Source organism: Streptomyces sp. BF23-19, from assembly GCF_041106355.1.
Classification (GTDB): Bacteria; Actinomycetota; Actinomycetes; order Streptomycetales; family Streptomycetaceae; genus Streptomyces; species Streptomyces virginiae_A.
This window is the reverse complement of record NZ_JBGBPT010000045.1, coordinates 54,732-69,288: the sequence shown is the minus strand read 5'-3', so window position 1 is coordinate 69,288 and position 14,557 is coordinate 54,732. Positions and strand designations below refer to the sequence as shown.

Annotated in this window: 16 protein-coding genes; 2 read left to right on the top strand and 14 right to left on the bottom strand. The window is 72.5% G+C overall.

What is annotated here, in order from left to right:
• From AB8A24_RS24550 to AB8A24_RS24500, 11 genes are all read right to left on the bottom strand, one after another.
• On the bottom strand, window positions 1–416 hold a 416-nt coding region (locus AB8A24_RS24550), incomplete at its 3' end, for an ABC transporter substrate-binding protein (RefSeq protein ID WP_369477673.1).
• Between the two features lie 215 nt (window positions 417–631).
• Entirely contained in the window at window positions 632–1,972 is a 1,341-nt protein-coding gene (locus tag AB8A24_RS24545) for a sulfate adenylyltransferase subunit 1 (protein ID WP_266377979.1), read from the bottom strand.
• A 2-nt stretch (window positions 1,973–1,974) separates the two neighbouring features.
• On the bottom strand, window positions 1,975–2,913 hold the full coding sequence (cysD, locus tag AB8A24_RS24540) for a sulfate adenylyltransferase subunit CysD (RefSeq protein ID WP_369477672.1): 939 nt from the start codon (window positions 2,911–2,913) through the stop codon (window positions 1,975–1,977).
• Entirely contained in the window at window positions 2,910–3,455 is a 546-nt protein-coding gene (gene cysC, locus AB8A24_RS24535; RefSeq protein ID WP_266481733.1) for an adenylyl-sulfate kinase, read from the bottom strand. Before cysC ends, cysD begins: the two co-directional genes overlap by 4 nt.
• A 35-nt stretch (window positions 3,456–3,490) precedes the next feature.
• The gene (locus AB8A24_RS24530; protein WP_266377971.1) at window positions 3,491–4,204 is read right to left on the bottom strand and encodes a phosphoadenylyl-sulfate reductase; all 714 of its coding nucleotides are present in this window, start codon (window positions 4,202–4,204) and stop codon (window positions 3,491–3,493) included.
• Window positions 4,201–4,389, bottom strand: coding sequence for a hypothetical protein (locus AB8A24_RS24525; protein WP_328961100.1), 189 nt, complete (start codon window positions 4,387–4,389; stop codon window positions 4,201–4,203). Before AB8A24_RS24525 ends, AB8A24_RS24530 begins: the two co-directional genes overlap by 4 nt.
• On the bottom strand, window positions 4,386–6,092 hold the full coding sequence (locus AB8A24_RS24520) for a nitrite/sulfite reductase (RefSeq protein ID WP_328961099.1): 1,707 nt from the start codon (window positions 6,090–6,092) through the stop codon (window positions 4,386–4,388). The genes AB8A24_RS24525 and AB8A24_RS24520 overlap by 4 nt, the downstream gene beginning before the upstream one ends.
• Window positions 6,093–6,307: 215 nt before the next feature.
• Window positions 6,308–6,391 (bottom strand): putative leader peptide, encoded by an 84-nt coding sequence (locus tag AB8A24_RS24515; RefSeq protein WP_312847410.1) that lies wholly within the window; start codon window positions 6,389–6,391, stop codon window positions 6,308–6,310.
• A gap of 287 nt (window positions 6,392–6,678) precedes the next feature.
• A complete protein-coding gene (locus tag AB8A24_RS24510; protein ID WP_369477671.1) occupies window positions 6,679–7,242 on the bottom strand; it encodes a GNAT family N-acetyltransferase in 564 nt (187 codons plus the stop codon).
• Between the two features lie 5 nt (window positions 7,243–7,247).
• A complete protein-coding gene (locus tag AB8A24_RS24505; protein WP_369477675.1) occupies window positions 7,248–8,513 on the bottom strand; it encodes a GAF domain-containing protein in 1,266 nt (421 codons plus the stop codon).
• 359 nt (window positions 8,514–8,872) lie between these two features.
• Window positions 8,873–10,516 carry an acyl-CoA dehydrogenase family protein gene (locus AB8A24_RS24500; protein WP_266481729.1) on the bottom strand — a complete coding sequence of 548 codons (1,644 nt, stop codon included), beginning with the start codon at window positions 10,514–10,516 and terminating at the stop codon, window positions 8,873–8,875.
• A gap of 17 nt (window positions 10,517–10,533) precedes the next feature.
• On the opposite strand from AB8A24_RS24500, the gene AB8A24_RS24495 reads away from it, so the two are divergent.
• Complete coding sequence (locus AB8A24_RS24495; protein WP_328961097.1) at window positions 10,534–11,649, top strand: YihY/virulence factor BrkB family protein; 1,116 nt, start codon at window positions 10,534–10,536, stop codon at window positions 11,647–11,649.
• Between the two features lie 58 nt (window positions 11,650–11,707).
• Here the strand turns inward: AB8A24_RS24495 and AB8A24_RS24490 are convergent, their stop codons facing one another.
• Window positions 11,708–12,538 (bottom strand): class I SAM-dependent methyltransferase, encoded by an 831-nt coding sequence (locus tag AB8A24_RS24490; protein ID WP_369477670.1) that lies wholly within the window; start codon window positions 12,536–12,538, stop codon window positions 11,708–11,710.
• Between the two features lie 201 nt (window positions 12,539–12,739).
• Between AB8A24_RS24490 and AB8A24_RS24485 the strand changes: the two genes are divergently transcribed.
• Window positions 12,740–13,489, top strand: coding sequence for a helix-turn-helix domain-containing protein (locus tag AB8A24_RS24485; protein WP_369477669.1), 750 nt, complete (start codon window positions 12,740–12,742; stop codon window positions 13,487–13,489).
• Here AB8A24_RS24485 and AB8A24_RS24480 read toward each other — a convergent pair.
• Entirely contained in the window at window positions 13,420–13,821 is a 402-nt protein-coding gene (locus AB8A24_RS24480) for a VOC family protein (RefSeq protein ID WP_328961094.1), read from the bottom strand. The genes AB8A24_RS24485 and AB8A24_RS24480 overlap by 70 nt on opposite strands.
• Before the next feature lie 186 nt (window positions 13,822–14,007).
• Window positions 14,008–14,448 (bottom strand): LPXTG cell wall anchor domain-containing protein, encoded by a 441-nt coding sequence (locus tag AB8A24_RS24475; RefSeq protein WP_369477668.1) that lies wholly within the window; start codon window positions 14,446–14,448, stop codon window positions 14,008–14,010.
• Window positions 14,449–14,557 lie beyond the last annotated feature (109 nt).

Below are 14,557 nucleotides of genomic sequence, written 5' to 3'. Positions count from 1 at the left end.
GCGGATCCGGAGATGATCCGCAGGTTGGAGCCCTTGGACTTCACGTAGCCGTTGATGGACGGCGAGGGGCCGATGAACCCGATGTCGAGAGAGCCGCCGTTGAGGGCTTCGATCTCGGACGGGCCGGCGTTGAAGGACTGCGGCTTGACCTTGGTGCCGTTCAGTTCCTTCTCGATCAGGCCTTCCTGGAGGCCGACCAGCGCGGTGGCGTGCGTCAGGTTGGGGAAGTACCCGATCCGCACCTCGGAGGCGGAGAGCTTCTTGCCGGCATCGGCCGCGTCGGCGGCCTTCGGCTCGTCCTTCTTGGCCTCGGAGCCGTAGCCGCAGGAAGCGAGCGCACCGATCAGGAGCGGCAGGGCGGCAGCGGCGACGATGCCGCGGCGGAGGGCGGTGCGGGTGCTGGCGGTGGCAGGCACGGGAGGACTTCCTCTCGTGACGGCGTCATCTCATGACGCGCGTCTTCGTTTGTGGAGCGGTGGCGGATACGGCCGGTGGGGGGTGTGGGCGCGCATGCGGTGCGCGTACGTCATCGCGCACATCGCGCAACCCCTCCCTGGCCGCTGCCGAGGGCGCCGCTGCCTACGCGGCCGCCCTCCTTCGCGAAGGTCGAGTAGATGTCGGGAAGCATGAGCTAGAAGTCCCAGCCTTCCTCGTCGGCCTGGACGGTCGTCTCCGCCTGGGAGGCGAAGGACTCGCCCGCCATGCCCGCCGCCAGGGTGGTTCCGTCGGCCGGGTCGATCAGCAGGAAGGACCCGGTACGGCGCGAGTCGGCGTACGCGTCGAGCGCGAGCGGCTCGGCGGTACGGACGACGACACGGCCGATGTCGTTGGCCACCAGCTGCCCGGGGTTCGGGTGCTGGGACAGGTCGTCCAGGGTCAGCCGCGAGGGGATCTCCTTGACGATCGCCTTGACCGTGCGCGTCGTGTGCTTGATCAGCACCCGCGCGCCGACGGCCAGCGGCTGGTCGGCCACGTGGCAGACCGTCGCCTCGACGTCCTGCGTGGTGGCCGGCGCGTTCGCGGACGGCGCGATCAGGTCGCCGCGCGAGATGTCGATGTCGTCCTTCAGCCGCAGCGTCACCGACTGCGGGGCCCAGGCGATGTCCACGCTCTCGCCGAGCGCGTCGATGCCCTCGATGACCGAGGTCCGGCCGGACGGCAGGACGGTCACGGCCTCGCCGACGCGCAGCACGCCGGAGGCGATCTGGCCCGCGTAGCCGCGGTAGTCGGGGTGCTCGGCGGACTGCGGACGGATCACGTACTGCACCGGGAAACGCGCCGGGCAGGCCGTGAGGTCGTGACTGACCGGGACGGTCTCCAGGTGCTCCAGCACCGTCGGGCCGCCGTACCAGTCCATGTTGGCGGAGGCGTCCACCACGTTGTCGCCGGCCAGCGCCGAGATCGGGATCGCGGTGATCTCCGGGACGCCCAGGTCGGAGGCGTACGCGGTGAACTCCTCGGCGATGGCCGCGAAGACGGACTCCTGGTAGTCCACCAGGTCCATCTTGTTCACCGCCAGGACCACGTGCGGGACGCGCAGCAGCGCGGCGACCGCCGCGTGCCGGCGGGTCTGCTCGATCACACCGTTGCGGGCGTCGACCAGGACCACGGCCAGGTCGGCGGTGGAGGCGCCGGTGACCATGTTCCGGGTGTACTGCACGTGCCCCGGGGTGTCCGCGAGGATGAACCGGCGGCGCGCGGTGGCGAAGTACCGGTACGCGACGTCGATGGTGATGCCCTGCTCCCGCTCGGCCCGCAGGCCGTCGGTCAGCAGCGCGAGGTCGGGGGCGTCCTGGCCGCGCTGGGCGGAGACGGCCTCGACGGCCTCCATCTGGTCGGTCAGGACCGACTTGGAGTCGTGCAGCAGCCGGCCCACCAGGGTGGACTTGCCGTCGTCGACGGAGCCGGCGGTCGCGAAGCGCAGCAGGGTGGTCGCCGACACATCGGCGAACTGCTCGGTGGTGCTGGTCATGTCTAGAAGTACCCTTCGCGCTTGCGGTCTTCCATCGCGGCCTCGGACATCTTGTCGTCGGCGCGGGTCGCGCCCCGCTCGGTGAGACGGGAGACGGCGATCTCGGCGATCACGGCGTCCAACGTGGCGGCGTCGGAGTCGACGGCGCCGGTGCAGGACATGTCACCGACGGTCCGGTAGCGGATGAGCCGCGTCTCGGGCGTCTCGCTCTCCTTCGGGCCGCCCCACTCGCCGGCCGTCAGCCACATGCCGCCCCGCAGGAACACCTCGCGCTCGTGGGCGAAGTAGATCTCCGGCAGCTCGATGCCCTCGCGGGCGATGTACTGCCAGACGTCCAGCTCGGTCCAGTTGGAGAGCGGGAAGACGCGCACGTGCTCGCCGGGGGCGTGGCGGCCGTTGTAGAGCTGCCACAGCTCGGGGCGCTGGCGGCGCGGGTCCCACTGGGAGAACTCGTCGCGGAGGCTGAACACCCGCTCCTTGGCGCGGGCCTTCTCCTCGTCGCGGCGGCCGCCACCGAAGACGGCGTCGAACTTCAGGCTCTGGATCGCCTCGGTCAGCGGCACGGTCTGCAGCGGGTTGCGGGTGCCGTCCGGGCGCTCGCGCAGCTTGCCCGCGTCGATGTACTCCTGGACGGAGGCCACGTGCAGGCGCAGGCCGTGCTTCTCGACCGTACGGTCGCGGTAGTCCAGCACCTCGGGGAAGTTGTGACCCGTGTCGACGTGCAGCAGCGTGAACGGCACCGGCGCCGGCGCGAACGCCTTCAGCGCCAGGTGCAGCATGACGATGGAGTCCTTGCCGCCGGAGAAGAGGATCACCGGCTTCTCGAACTCGCCCGCCACCTCGCGGAAGATGTGCACGGCCTCGGACTCGAGGGCGTCGAGGTGCGACAGCGCGTAGGGCACATCCGTCTCGTCGTGGACGTGTGCGACGGTCGTCGTCATGCCAGACCCCTCTCGGTGAGCAGCGCGTGCAGGGCCGAAGCCGACTCCCGCACGGTCTGCGTGTGCGACTCGATCCGCAGGTCCGGGGACTCCGGCGCCTCGTACGGGTCGTCGACCCCGGTCAGACCGGAGATCTCGCCCGCCGCCTGCTTGGCGTACAGGCCCTTGACGTCACGCTCCGAGCAGACCTCGACCGGGGTGGCCACGTGGACCTCCAGGTACGAGGTGCCCTCGGCGGCGTGCCGCTTGCGGACGGCCTCACGGCTGTCCGCGAACGGTGCGATCACCGGCACCAGCGCCTTGACCCCGTTGCTCGCGAGGAGCTCGGCGACGAAGCCGATCCGCTGCACGTTGGTGTGCCGGTCCTCGCGGGTGAAGCCCAGGCCCGCGGAGAGGAACTCGCGGATCTCGTCCCCGTCGAGGACCTCCACCCGGTGTCCCTCGTCGCGCAGCCGCTCGGCCAACGCGTAGGCGATGGTGGTCTTGCCCGCGCTCGGCAGCCCGGTCAGCCACACGGTGGCGCCCTGGTCGCTCACGCTCATCTGCTCTGTCTCCGTAAGTTCTTCGCCGGTCGTCATCAGCCGTGCAGTCCGCACTCGGTCTTGCCCCGCCCGGCCCACCGGCCGGCCCGCGCGTCCTCGCCCTCGGCGACGCGCCGGGTGCACGGGGCGCAGCCGACGGAGGAGTAACCGTCCATCAGCAGCGGGTTGGTGAGTACGCCGTGCTCGGCGACGTACGCCTCCACGTCGTCCTGGGTCCAGCGGGCGATCGGGGAGACCTTGACCTTCTGCCGCTTCTCGTCCCAGCCGACCACCGGGGTGTTCGCCCGGGTCGGGGACTCGTCGCGGCGCAGCCCCGTCGCCCACGCGGTGTACGCCGTCAGGCCCTCTTCCAGCGGCTTGACCTTGCGCAGCGCGCAGCACAGGTCGGGGTCCCGGTCGTGCAGCTTCGGCCCGTACTCGGCGTCCTGCTCGGCGACGCTCTGACGCGGGGTCAGCGTGATGACGTTGACGTCCATCACGGCCTCGACCGCGTCACGGGTGCCGATGGTCTCCTCGAAGTGGTAGCCCGTGTCGAGGAAGACCACGTCCACACCGGGGAGGACCCGCGAGGCCAGGTGGGCGACGACCGCGTCCTCCATGGAGGAGGTCACGGCGAACGTCTTGCCGAAGGTGTCGACCGCCCAGCGCAGGATGTCCGGCGCGGAGGCGTCCTCCAGGTCCCGGCCCGCCTGCTCGGCCAGCGCCTTCAGTTCCTCGGCCGTGAGACGCACGTCTTGAGTGGTGGTCATATCCCGTCCCCTCCCGCTGATCCCGCTGATTCCGACCGAACGCCCCGGGCCAGCAGCCCGAGGTACTTCAGCTGGAAGGCTCGGTTGCAGGCCCTGCATTCCCACGCGCCGTGGCCCGTCTCGTTGGGAAACAGGTCCTCGTCGCCGCAGTAGGGGCAGTAGAACGGTGCGGCGCGCTCGCTCACGAGAGGCTCTTCTCGTCCGCGCGGGCGACCCACGCCGCGAAGCGCTCGCCGTCCTCGCGCTGCTCCTCGTAGTGCTTGACGACCCGCTCGACGTAGTCGGGCAGACCCGCCGAGGTGACCTTGAGGCCGCGGACCTTGCGGCCGAAGCCGGCCTCCAGGCCGAGGGCGCCGCCCAGGTGGACCTGGTAGCCCTCCACCTGGTTGCCGTCGTCGTCCAGGACCAGCTGACCCTTGAGACCGATGTCCGCCACCTGGATACGGGCGCAGGCGTTCGGGCAGCCGTTGATGTTGATGGTGAGCGGCTCGGCGAAGTCCGGCAGGCGGCGCTCCAGCTCGTCGATCAGCGAGGCGCCGCGCGCCTTGGTCTCGACGATGGCCAGCTTGCAGAACTCGATGCCGGTGCAGGCCATCGTGCCGCGGCGGAACGGGGACGGCTTGACCCGCAGGTCCAGCGCCTCCAGCGCCTCGACCACCGAGTCGACCTGGTCGGCCTCGATGTCGAGCACGATCATCTTCTGCTCGGCGGTGGTGCGCAGCCGGCCGGAGCCGTGCCGTGCCGCCACGTCGGCGATCTTGGTCAGGGTGGCGCCGTCGACGCGGCCCACGCGGGGCGCGAAGCCGACGTAGAACTTGCCGTCCTGCTGCTGGTGGACGCCCACGTGGTCACGCCACTGGCCGCTGGGCTGCGCGGGCGCGGGGCCGTCGGTCAGCTTGCGCTTCAGGTACTCGTCCTCCAGGACCTGGCGGAACTTGGCCGGGCCCCAGTCGGCGACGAGGAACTTCAGGCGGGCGCGGTTGCGCAGCCGACGGTAGCCGTAGTCGCGGAAGATCGAGATGACGCCCTCGTAGACGTCCGGGACCTCGTCGAGCGAGACCCAGGTGCCCAGGCGCACACCCAGCTTGGGGTTGGTGGACAGTCCGCCACCGACCCAGACGTCGAAGCCGGGACCGTGCTCGGGGTGGTTCACGCCCACGAACGCGATGTCGTTGATCTCGTGCGCCACGTCGAGCAGCGGCGAGCCGGAGATCGCGGACTTGAACTTGCGGGGCAGGTTGGAGAAGTCCTTGTTGCCGACGATGCGGCGGTAGATCTCGTCGATGGCGGGGGTGCCGTCGATGATCTCGTCCAGGGCGATGCCGGCGACGGGCGAACCGAGGATGACGCGGGGCGTGTCACCGCAGGCCTCGGTGGTGGACAGGCCCACGGCCTCCAGCCGACGCCAGATCTCCGGGACGTCCTCGATCCGGATCCAGTGGTACTGCACGTTCTGGCGGTCGGTGAGGTCGGCGGTGCCGCGCGCGAACTCCTCCGAGATCTCGCCGATCACGCGGAGCTGCTCGGTGGTCAGCCGGCCGCCGTCGATGCGGACGCGCAGCATGAAGTACTCGTCGTCCAGCTCCTCCGGCTCCAGGATCGCGGTCTTGCCGCCGTCGATCCCGGGCTTGCGCTGGGTGTAGAGGCCCCACCAGCGCATACGGCCGCGCAGGTCGTTGGGGTCGATCGAGTCGAAGCCGCGCTTGGAGTAGATCGTCTCGATGCGTGTCCGCACATTGAGACCGTCGTCGTCCTTCTTGAACTGCTCGTTGCCGTTGAGGGGCGTGTGGTGTCCGACGGCCCACTGGCCCTCACCGCGGTGACGGCCGGTCTTGCGGCGCGCGGCGGCTGCGGGTGCGGCTGCGGGCGTTTCGGGGGTGGCGGCCATGGCGGTACGTCCTTCTTCGGCGGCTCGAGGCAAGGGCAGGGGGAGGCGGCGGCGCTCCCCTGCGGGCTCGGCGACTCCGAGCGGGTGTGGCTGATTCCCGCTCCGCGCCGGGGTTGCCGGCGGGCAGGGCGGTACTACGACCTCAGGGGGCTAGCGGGTGATCGGCGCGTCCGCGGCGGCGGGGACGACGGCGATGTGCGGCGTGGCTGGTTCCGTCAGCGGGCCGGACAGATGGCGCTGGACATGCGGCCGAGGTCGACGTGCCGCCGACTCACCAAGGCAATTCCAGCTCCATTCATGGCGGAAGCGTGTCATGTGCCGATTGGAGGAGTCCACTACTGTCCACGATTCGGACGAACTCGTCTCGAACTTCGGGACGACGTGACGGGGGTCACGCATCGAACGCCGGTGAGCGCGGGCATTGCGGCCTCGCAGGCTTTCGAGGCGCGGCGCCGCTGCGGGGGCTCCGCCCCCGAACCCCCGCTCCTCAGACGCCGGAGGGGCTGGATCTTTCAGCCTCGCCGGCGTTTGAGGCGCGAGGTCTGGGGCGGAGCCCCAGGTCCCGGCGGAGCCGGGCTCGAATACGCTACGCGCCGGGCCACGGGCCGGGGGTCGGGGTGTCCACCTTGGACTCCGTCTCCGTCTTGAAGATCTTGAAGCCGCGCCGCTGGTAGTTGCTCATCGCCGTCGGCCCGTCCTGGCTGCACGTGTGCACCCACACCCGCCGGGTCGGCTCCAGCTCCGGCCAGCGCTCCGCCAGGGACCACGCCCGGGCGATGCCCACCGACAGCAGGTGCCCGCCGATGCGGCGGCCGCGGAAGTCGGGGAGGAGACCGAAGTACATGATCTCCACCACGCCGTCGTCCTGCGGGTCGAGCTCCACGTACCCGGCCGGCGTGCCCCGGTCGTAGGCCACCCAGGTCTCCACGCCGGGCCGGCCCAACTGCTCCACCCACTGCGCGCGGGTCAGGGCCAGCCGGTCCGTCCAATGGATGTCGCCGCCCACCGACGCGTACAGGAAGCGGCTGAACTCGGGGGAGGGGACCTCCGCCCGCGCGATGGATATCTTCGGGCCCGCCGGAGCCGCCGGGACGAGGTCCGCGGGAGAGGTCATCTCCAACGACCAGGTGGTGAGAGTGATGGTGCTCATGCAGCTCAGGGAATCATGCCGGGCCCGGTACGGCCCAGGCGGGCCCGGACCACCGTGGGTGCGGTGGAGTGCGGGAGCAACGCGGCCGGGTCCTCGGGGCGGATCAGCTCCACCTCCACGTCCTGCGCGAACCGGTACGGCCGGTGGGTGAGGACGCCCGCGAGGTGGCGGCGTACGCGGGACAGCTCCGCGCGGACCGTCACCGTGCGCGTCGGGTCCCCGAACAGCTCCCCGGCCAGCTCCGCCGCCGAACGCCCCCGCGGGCTCTCCGCCAGCAGGAACAGCAGCTCCGCGTGGCGCGGGCTCAGCTCCTGCGACCAGCTCCCGGAGGGCCCGTACACCGTCGCCGACCAGCACCCCGCCCGGCTGAGGTCCAGGACGATCCGGGTCGCCGCCGCCGTGCCGCGACCGTCCTGGTCGACCCGTAGCAGCCAGCCGCCGGGCAGCGGCTCCACCACGCACTCCCCGAGCCGCGGCACCCACACCCGGCCCGGCCCGAAGGTCTTCGGCAGCGGGATCCGCTCCGCCGGAGCCAGGCCCGTCACCGCCGCCGTCCAGCCGTTCGGGTCCACCGCCAGCGCCCGCCCCGGCAGCCGGGCCAGCAGCGGGGCCGCGACCGTCCGCAGCCGCTCCAGCGACTCCAGGTGTCGCAGCCGCAGCTCCCGCTCCGCGAGCCGGGCCACCGAACTCACCCACGCCAGCGTCGCCGGGTGCATGGTGGCCAGCGGCCCGCTGACGTCGACCACGCCCAGCAGCCGCCCGTCGCGCGGGTCCCGAACGGGCGCCCCGGCGCAGGTCCAGTCGTGATGGCTGGAGACGAAGTGCTCGGCCGAGAACACCTGCACGGGGCGACGGGCCACCAGGGCGGTACCCACCCCGTTCGTGCCGACGACGGCCTCGTCCCAGTCGGCCCCGACCGCGAAACCGAGCCGGTCCGCCTTGCGCAGGATGGAGGAGTGGCCCTCCCGCCACAGCAGCCGCCCGTCCGCGTCCGCGACGACCATGATGTGCAGGGCCTCGTCCAGGGCGGGCAGCAGCCCCTCGCGCAGCACCGGCAGGATCTCCCGCAGCGGCGACACGTGCCGGCGCTCCTCGGTCTCGGCGGCCGACAGCATCCGCGAGCGCGCGTCCCGATCGGGGTGCACCCCGCCGGCCAGCATCCGGCGCCAGGACTCCGCGATCTCCGGCCGGGGCGCGGCCGGCGGGCGGTCCCCGGCCAGCGCCGCCGCCCGTACGCCTTTGAGCAGACGTGCAGCCGCTCGCGCGTCCATGGCCGAGATGCGGGCCACATCGACCGTGCTGCCTGTGGTGTCGGCCACCGGAACCTCCCCGTGCGAACAGGACGTACGACGCAAGCCGCCGCCCGGGAGGGCCGCGCGTGCCGCTTCCCCAGGCACCCCGACGGGCGGCTGCCGACTCAAAGGTTGCAACGGTATGCAACTCTCGCCAAGTCCCGTTCGGGCGACCGAAACTGTCCGGACGCCGCAGAGCGGCGTGCCGGCTCCTCCTCGGGGCTTCGGATCAGGGGTGGTGCCGAGTCGGCGCGGCGCCACCTCTGTACCGGTGATGGGCCCGGATCCCGGCTCGGAGCGGTTTGGGGACCGCCGTGGAGCCCGACGGGGGCTCTCTCCTAGCCCGTGATCCGCGCCCGTTCCACCACCGCGCGCAGATCCAGGCTGTGCGGCAGCGTGCCGAAGGCCGTGCCCCAGTCGCCGCCCAGCCGCGAGGCGCAGAAGGCGTCCGCGACCTCCGGCGGGGCCCACCGCACCAGCAGCGATCCCTGCAGCACCAGTGCCATGCGCTCCACCACCCGGCGGGCCCGCGCCTCGATGCCCTCCAGATCGGCGAGATCCGTCAGCAGGTCCTTGATGGCCGAATCCAGCCGGTGGTCCGCGCCCCGGGCCAGGCCGACCTCCTGGAGGAAGGCGTTCAGCGCCTGCGGCTCGCGCTGCAGGGCGCGCAGTACGTCCAGCGCCTGCACATTGCCCGAGCCCTCCCAGATGGAGTTCAGCGGGGACTCGCGCAGCAGTCTCGGCAGCCCGGACTCCTCTACGTAGCCGTTGCCCCCCAGACATTCCAGGGCCTCCGCCACCATCGGCGTACAGCGCTTGGTCACCCAGTACTTGGCGGCGGGCACGGCGAGGCGCAGGAAGGCCTTCTCCTGCTCGGTCCCGGCGTCGTTGGCGGCCGCCAGGCGCAGGGTCAACGTGGTGGCGGCCTCCGACTCCAGGGCGAGGTCGGCGAGCACGTTGCGCATCAGCGGCTGGTCGATGAGCGGCGCTCCGAAAGCGGAGCGGTGCTCCGCATGGTGCACGGCCTGCGTCAGCGCCTGCCGCATCAGCGAGGCCGAGCCGATGACACAGTCCAGCCGGGTCGCCGCGACCATCTCGATGATGGTCCGCACCCCGCGGCCCTCCTCACCGACCCGCCGCGCCCAGGTCCCGTCGAACTCCACCTCGCTCGACGCGTTCGACTTGTTGCCCAGCTTGTCCTTCAGCCGCTGGATCGCGAAGACGTTGCGCGTACCGTCCGGCAGCACCCGCGGCACCAGGAAGCACGTCAGTCCGCCCGGTGCCTGCGCCAGCACCAGGAAGCCGTCGCTCATCGGAGCCGAGCAGAACCACTTGTGCCCGGTCAGCAGGTACTCGCCGGACGCGTCCAGCGGCACCGCCGCCGTCGTGTTCGCGCGTACGTCGCTGCCGCCCTGCTTCTCCGTCATCCCCATGCCGAAGAGCACACCGCCCTTCTCGGCGGCCGGCCGCAGGCCCTGCTCGTACACGTGCGAGGTCAGCCGCGGCTCCCATTCGGCGGCGAGCGCCGGATCGGCGCGCAGCGCCGGCACGGCCGCATGGGTCATGGAGACGGGGCAGCCGTGCCCCGCCTCGGCCTGCGACCAGATGAAGAACCCGGCGGCCCGGCGCAGATGCCCGGCCGGCCGCCCCCAGGCGTCGGTGAGCCCGGAGGTCACCGCGTGCCCGAGCAGCCGGTGCCAGGCCGGGTGGAAATCGACCTCGTCGATCCGGTTCCCGTACCGGTCGTGCGTCCGCAGCTTGGGCGGATTCTCGTTCGACTGCACACCCCATTCCTGGGCCTGCGCGGAACCGGCCGCGCGACCGAGGTCGGTGAGCTCCTGCCTTACCTCGCCGAGGAGTTCGGGTTCCGCGGCCGCGAGGTGACGCTCGACGCCCTCGGTGAGGGCCCGATCGCCGCCGTAGACGTCGTACCCCACCAGGGGCGGGGCCTGGTTGCTGACTGTGTGGGTGGTGGCTGCCATGCGGATACCGTAAGGACGTGCAGCCAGCAAAAGAAACACCCGAGCGGACCCCAGGACGGCTCCACCGGGCCCGCGCCCTCTACCGCAACGTCTCGATGCGGAAGATGGGCTGGCTGCTGCTGAAGGACACCGTCAACTCGTGCATCGAGTACCGGATCCTCGGGCTCGCGGCCGAGGCGGCGTTCTTCACGCTGCTCTCGCTGCCCCCGCTCTTCCTCGGCCTGCTGGGTCTGCTCGGCTACGTGGACGGCTGGACGGACACCCGCACGGTCGAAAGCATCGAGGAGAACATCCTGGCGGCGGTCGGCACGGTCCTGTCCGACCGGGGCGTCAACGACATCGCCAGACCCCTCCTGGACGACGTCACCCGCAGTGGCCGGCCCGACCTGATCTCGCTCGGTTTCGCCTTCGCCCTGTGGTCGGGATCGCGCGCCGTCAACGTCTTCATCGACACCATCACCGTGATGTACGGGCTCGACGGCCAGCGCGGCATCGTCAAGACCCGGCTGCTGGCCTTCCTGCTGTACATCATCGCCCTGCTGATCGGCGCGATCGTGCTGCCGCTGATGGTGGTGGGGCCCGACGCGGTGGTACGGCTGGTGCCCTGGGGCACGGAAGTGATCGCGGTCCTGTACTGGCCGACCGTGACCCTGCTGTCCATCGCCTTCCTCACCACGCTCTACCACGTGTCCGTGCCCGTGCGCTCCCCGTGGATCGAGGACGTGCCCGGGGCGCTGGTGGCCCTCGCCATGTGGGTGCTGGGCTCGTTCCTGCTGAGGATCTACCTCACCAACACGGTGGAGGGGCCGACGATCTACGGATCACTGGCCGCGCCCGTGGCCGTACTGCTGTGGATCGGCATCTCGGCCTTCGCGGTGCTGGTCGGGGCCGCCGTCAACGCCGCGATCGACCGCGTCTGGCCCTCCGTGGCCACGGCGGCGGCGCGCGAGGCGAACGAGCGGGCCCGCGAGGAGGAGGCCGCCCAGCTGATCGCGCGGGCCGCCGCCTGGCGGGCGATGGCGGAGGGCGAGTCGGAGGACGACGAGGACGACGGGATGCCCTCGGAGTTCCCGGAGCGGTGGTCGAAGTTCCTGCCGCCCGAGGACTACCACTCCCGGCTGCGCAAGCACTGAGGGACGGCCGGGGTGCCCGATCCGCCCGGCCGTCCCGGCCCGCCCGGCCCGCCCGATGTCATTCCGGGGCCTTCACACCCCAGGCGGTGAGCAGGCCGGGGGAGAGCGCGGCGCAGTCCGGCGAGTCCAGGTAGCGGATCGCCGCGTCGATCGTCGCGTCGTCGACCAGCCCGGTGGCCGTCATCGCCTCCCGCGCGCGCTCCCAGGTACCGGCCCAGAACCGGCTGATGGGGCTGCCGGGCAGCAGTGGCGGCACGAGGATCTCGGCCCCCACGGACAGCAGGCCGGCCTCCCGCAGGTGCGCGGGATACTCCGGCACCCAGGAGACGTCGGTGCCCAGGCTGTCCCCCAGCCCCTGCCACATGGCCCGCATCACCCGGCCGTACGTGGTCGTCGGCGCGGCCGGGGTGGTCAGGTCGACCGCGTCGCCGAGGACCAGGACACCGCCCGGGGCGACCAGGGAGGCGAGCTTGCCGATCATCCGCGGCCAGTTCCGCAGGTGCATCAGCACGAACCGGGCGTGCACCAGCCGGAACCGTCCCGGACCGAAGTCCAGGGCCGTGATGTCCGCCTCCAGCGGGGTGAGCCCGGGCGTCGGGTGCGCCGCGAGGAAGGTCGTGTCCCGGTCGACGGCGACGACCTCCGAGACCCCGGCCCGGTCCAGGAGGAGCCGGGCGACCGTGCCCGTTCCCGCGCCCACGTCCAGGCAGCGCCAGCCCGGCCCGGCGCCCAGCGCGCGCAGCCGGGCCAGGGTGAAGTCGTCGTAGGCGAGCGCGCCGAGGTCGATGCGGTCGTCCTCGCCCGGCAGCTCGGGCCGGAACACCGCCTCGCCGTAGCGTCCGCCGGCCACGCCGTCGGGCCGCGCCGGGTCGTCGTCGGGGAGATTCACGTCCGGACCTCTTCACGGGGCGGGAAAGGGGCTGCGGTGGGTGTGGCGGATACGGCGGATACGGCGGATCCGAGGGGCGCGGCGGACGCGGCCCGCATCGGCCGCGTCCGCCGCCCCCCGATCCTCCACCGACGCCCTCCCGCCCCACCGAGGCGCGCCGGGCCTGATCCGAAAGAGACGCCCGGTCCTTAACCTGGAGTGGTGTACGAGGAAGCGCGGTCCGCGGCCGTCCCCGGCGCCGTGCTGTGGCGCGCCGCCGCCCGCACCGGCGCCGTGGTGCTGCCCGACGGCTGCATGGACCTGCTGTGGGCCGACGGACGGCTGCTGGTGGCCGGCCCCGACACCGGGCCGCATCCGGCCGGGGAGGTCCCCGGTGGCGCCTTCGCGGGGATCCGGCTCGCGCCCGGCACCGCGCCCGCGCTGATCGGCGTGCCAGCGCACGCGCTACGGGACCGGCGGGTCGAGCTGGCCGACCTGTGGCCGGCCGGCGCGGTGCGCCGGGCGTCCGGGCTGGTCGAGGGGTACGTCGACGGGTACGGGGACGCCCGCGCGGGCCTCGAGGCGCTGGCCCGCACCCGCGCCGCCGCGACCGGCGCACCCGACCCGCTGGTCGCCGAGGTCGCGGCGCGGCTGCGCGCGGGGGAGGCGGTGGCCGCGATCGCCCGCGCCGTCGGACTCGGCGAGCGGCAGCTGCACCGACGCTCGCTCGACGCCTTCGGATACGGGCCCCGGACGCTCGGCCGCATCCTGCGGCTGCGCCGCGCCCTGGCCCTGGCCCGCGCGGGCCTGCCGTTCGCCGAGGTCGCCTGTGTCGTGGGGTACGCCGACCAGGCGCATCTCTCCCGTGAGGTGCGGGCGCTGGCCGGGACGACCCTGCGGGCCTATGTCGCCGGAGCCGACGGGGCGAACAGCGAGACGCCGCCGCCGTCCGGATCGAGCACGACGGCGTAGCGCTGGCCCCAGAAGGCGTCCCAGGGCTTCAGGTGCCCGGTGTGCCCGGCGGCGGTCAGTTCGGCGTAGAGCGCGTCCACCTCGGCGGGGGAGTCGCACAGGAAGGCCAGGTCCCGGCGGCCGTCGCCGGTGGGCGGGGTCCACGACGGGTCGAAGGAACGGATGGTGTCCTCCGTGTCCCACGCGATCCGCAGGCCCCCGGGCAGGACGGCCTCCACGTGCGGCAGGCCGTCGGCCTCGGCCGGGATGTCCAGCCCGAGGCGGCGGTAGAAGGCGAGCGAGGCGGCCATGTCGGAGACCACCATGCCGATCAGGTCGAATCGAGGAGTCATGGCAGCAGGCTAGGCGGGCACCGGGCGCCCGTCTTGAACGAATCGGACACGCGCCGGATCGTGTCCCGCCGGGCCGCACGGCACCGCGCTGCGCCGGGTCGGGTCGTGTCCCGGCCCGGAAAGGGCGGGCCGCCCCTGCCGTGGGCGGGCCCGAACTCGACTGGTGACACGCCCGGTTGTCCGGCGTCAACGCGGGCGGCGCGACGCCACCACCGCGCAGGCGACCGCCAACGGCAGCTCCGCGCCCGCCGCCAGCAGCAGCGCCATCCCCTGACCGCCGGTCCCGGCCGAGGTCGTGACGTCGAACCAGGCGTCCATCACGAGCAGCGCGGCCGTCGCCGCGGCGACCGGGGACGCCCGGGGATCTCGCCGGCGCAACAGCACCCCGGTCCCGGTCAGCCCGGCGGCCAGCATCAGGTCCAGGCCGATCCACGCCGTGGACCAGTTGGAGACCTCGGCGGTCTGCGGCATCGTCTTCGCGAGCACCACCACCCAGGGCAGCAACACCAGTCCGGCGCCGGTGAGTACGGTGGCCGTGCCGGGCGTGCGGACGGTACGGGCACGGGTACCGGTGCGGGGCGTGCGGGAGGTGCGCCAGGCACGGGCCTGCGGGGCGACGAGGGCCATGACGAGGGTCTCCTTCCGGCCCGGCGGTCCGTCCCCCGAGCACACCACCAGCCTCGTCGGCCGGGCCCGTCGGATCAGTAGCCCCTCGATCCGGATCGGGGGTGGCACC

Coding starts and splice junctions, on each gene's coding strand:
- AB8A24_RS24520 (WP_328961099.1), bottom strand. CDS start 6,092: ATGGCCGCCACCCCCGAAACGCCCGCAGCCGCACCCGCAGCCGCCGCG.
- AB8A24_RS24475 (WP_369477668.1), bottom strand. CDS start 14,448: ATGGCCCTCGTCGCCCCGCAGGCCCGTGCCTGGCGCACCTCCCGCACG.
- AB8A24_RS24500 (WP_266481729.1), bottom strand. CDS start 10,516: ATGGCAGCCACCACCCACACAGTCAGCAACCAGGCCCCGCCCCTGGTG.
- AB8A24_RS24480 (WP_328961094.1), bottom strand. CDS start 13,821: ATGACTCCTCGATTCGACCTGATCGGCATGGTGGTCTCCGACATGGCC.
- AB8A24_RS24505 (WP_369477675.1), bottom strand. CDS start 8,513: ATGGACGCGCGAGCGGCTGCACGTCTGCTCAAAGGCGTACGGGCGGCG.
- AB8A24_RS24515 (WP_312847410.1), bottom strand. CDS start 6,391: ATGAATGGAGCTGGAATTGCCTTGGTGAGTCGGCGGCACGTCGACCTC.
- AB8A24_RS24545 (WP_266377979.1), bottom strand. CDS start 1,972: ATGACCAGCACCACCGAGCAGTTCGCCGATGTGTCGGCGACCACCCTG.
- cysD (WP_369477672.1), bottom strand. CDS start 2,913: ATGACGACGACCGTCGCACACGTCCACGACGAGACGGATGTGCCCTAC.
- AB8A24_RS24530 (WP_266377971.1), bottom strand. CDS start 4,204: ATGACCACCACTCAAGACGTGCGTCTCACGGCCGAGGAACTGAAGGCG.
- cysC (WP_266481733.1), bottom strand. CDS start 3,455: ATGAGCGTGAGCGACCAGGGCGCCACCGTGTGGCTGACCGGGCTGCCG.
- AB8A24_RS24510 (WP_369477671.1), bottom strand. CDS start 7,242: ATGAGCACCATCACTCTCACCACCTGGTCGTTGGAGATGACCTCTCCC.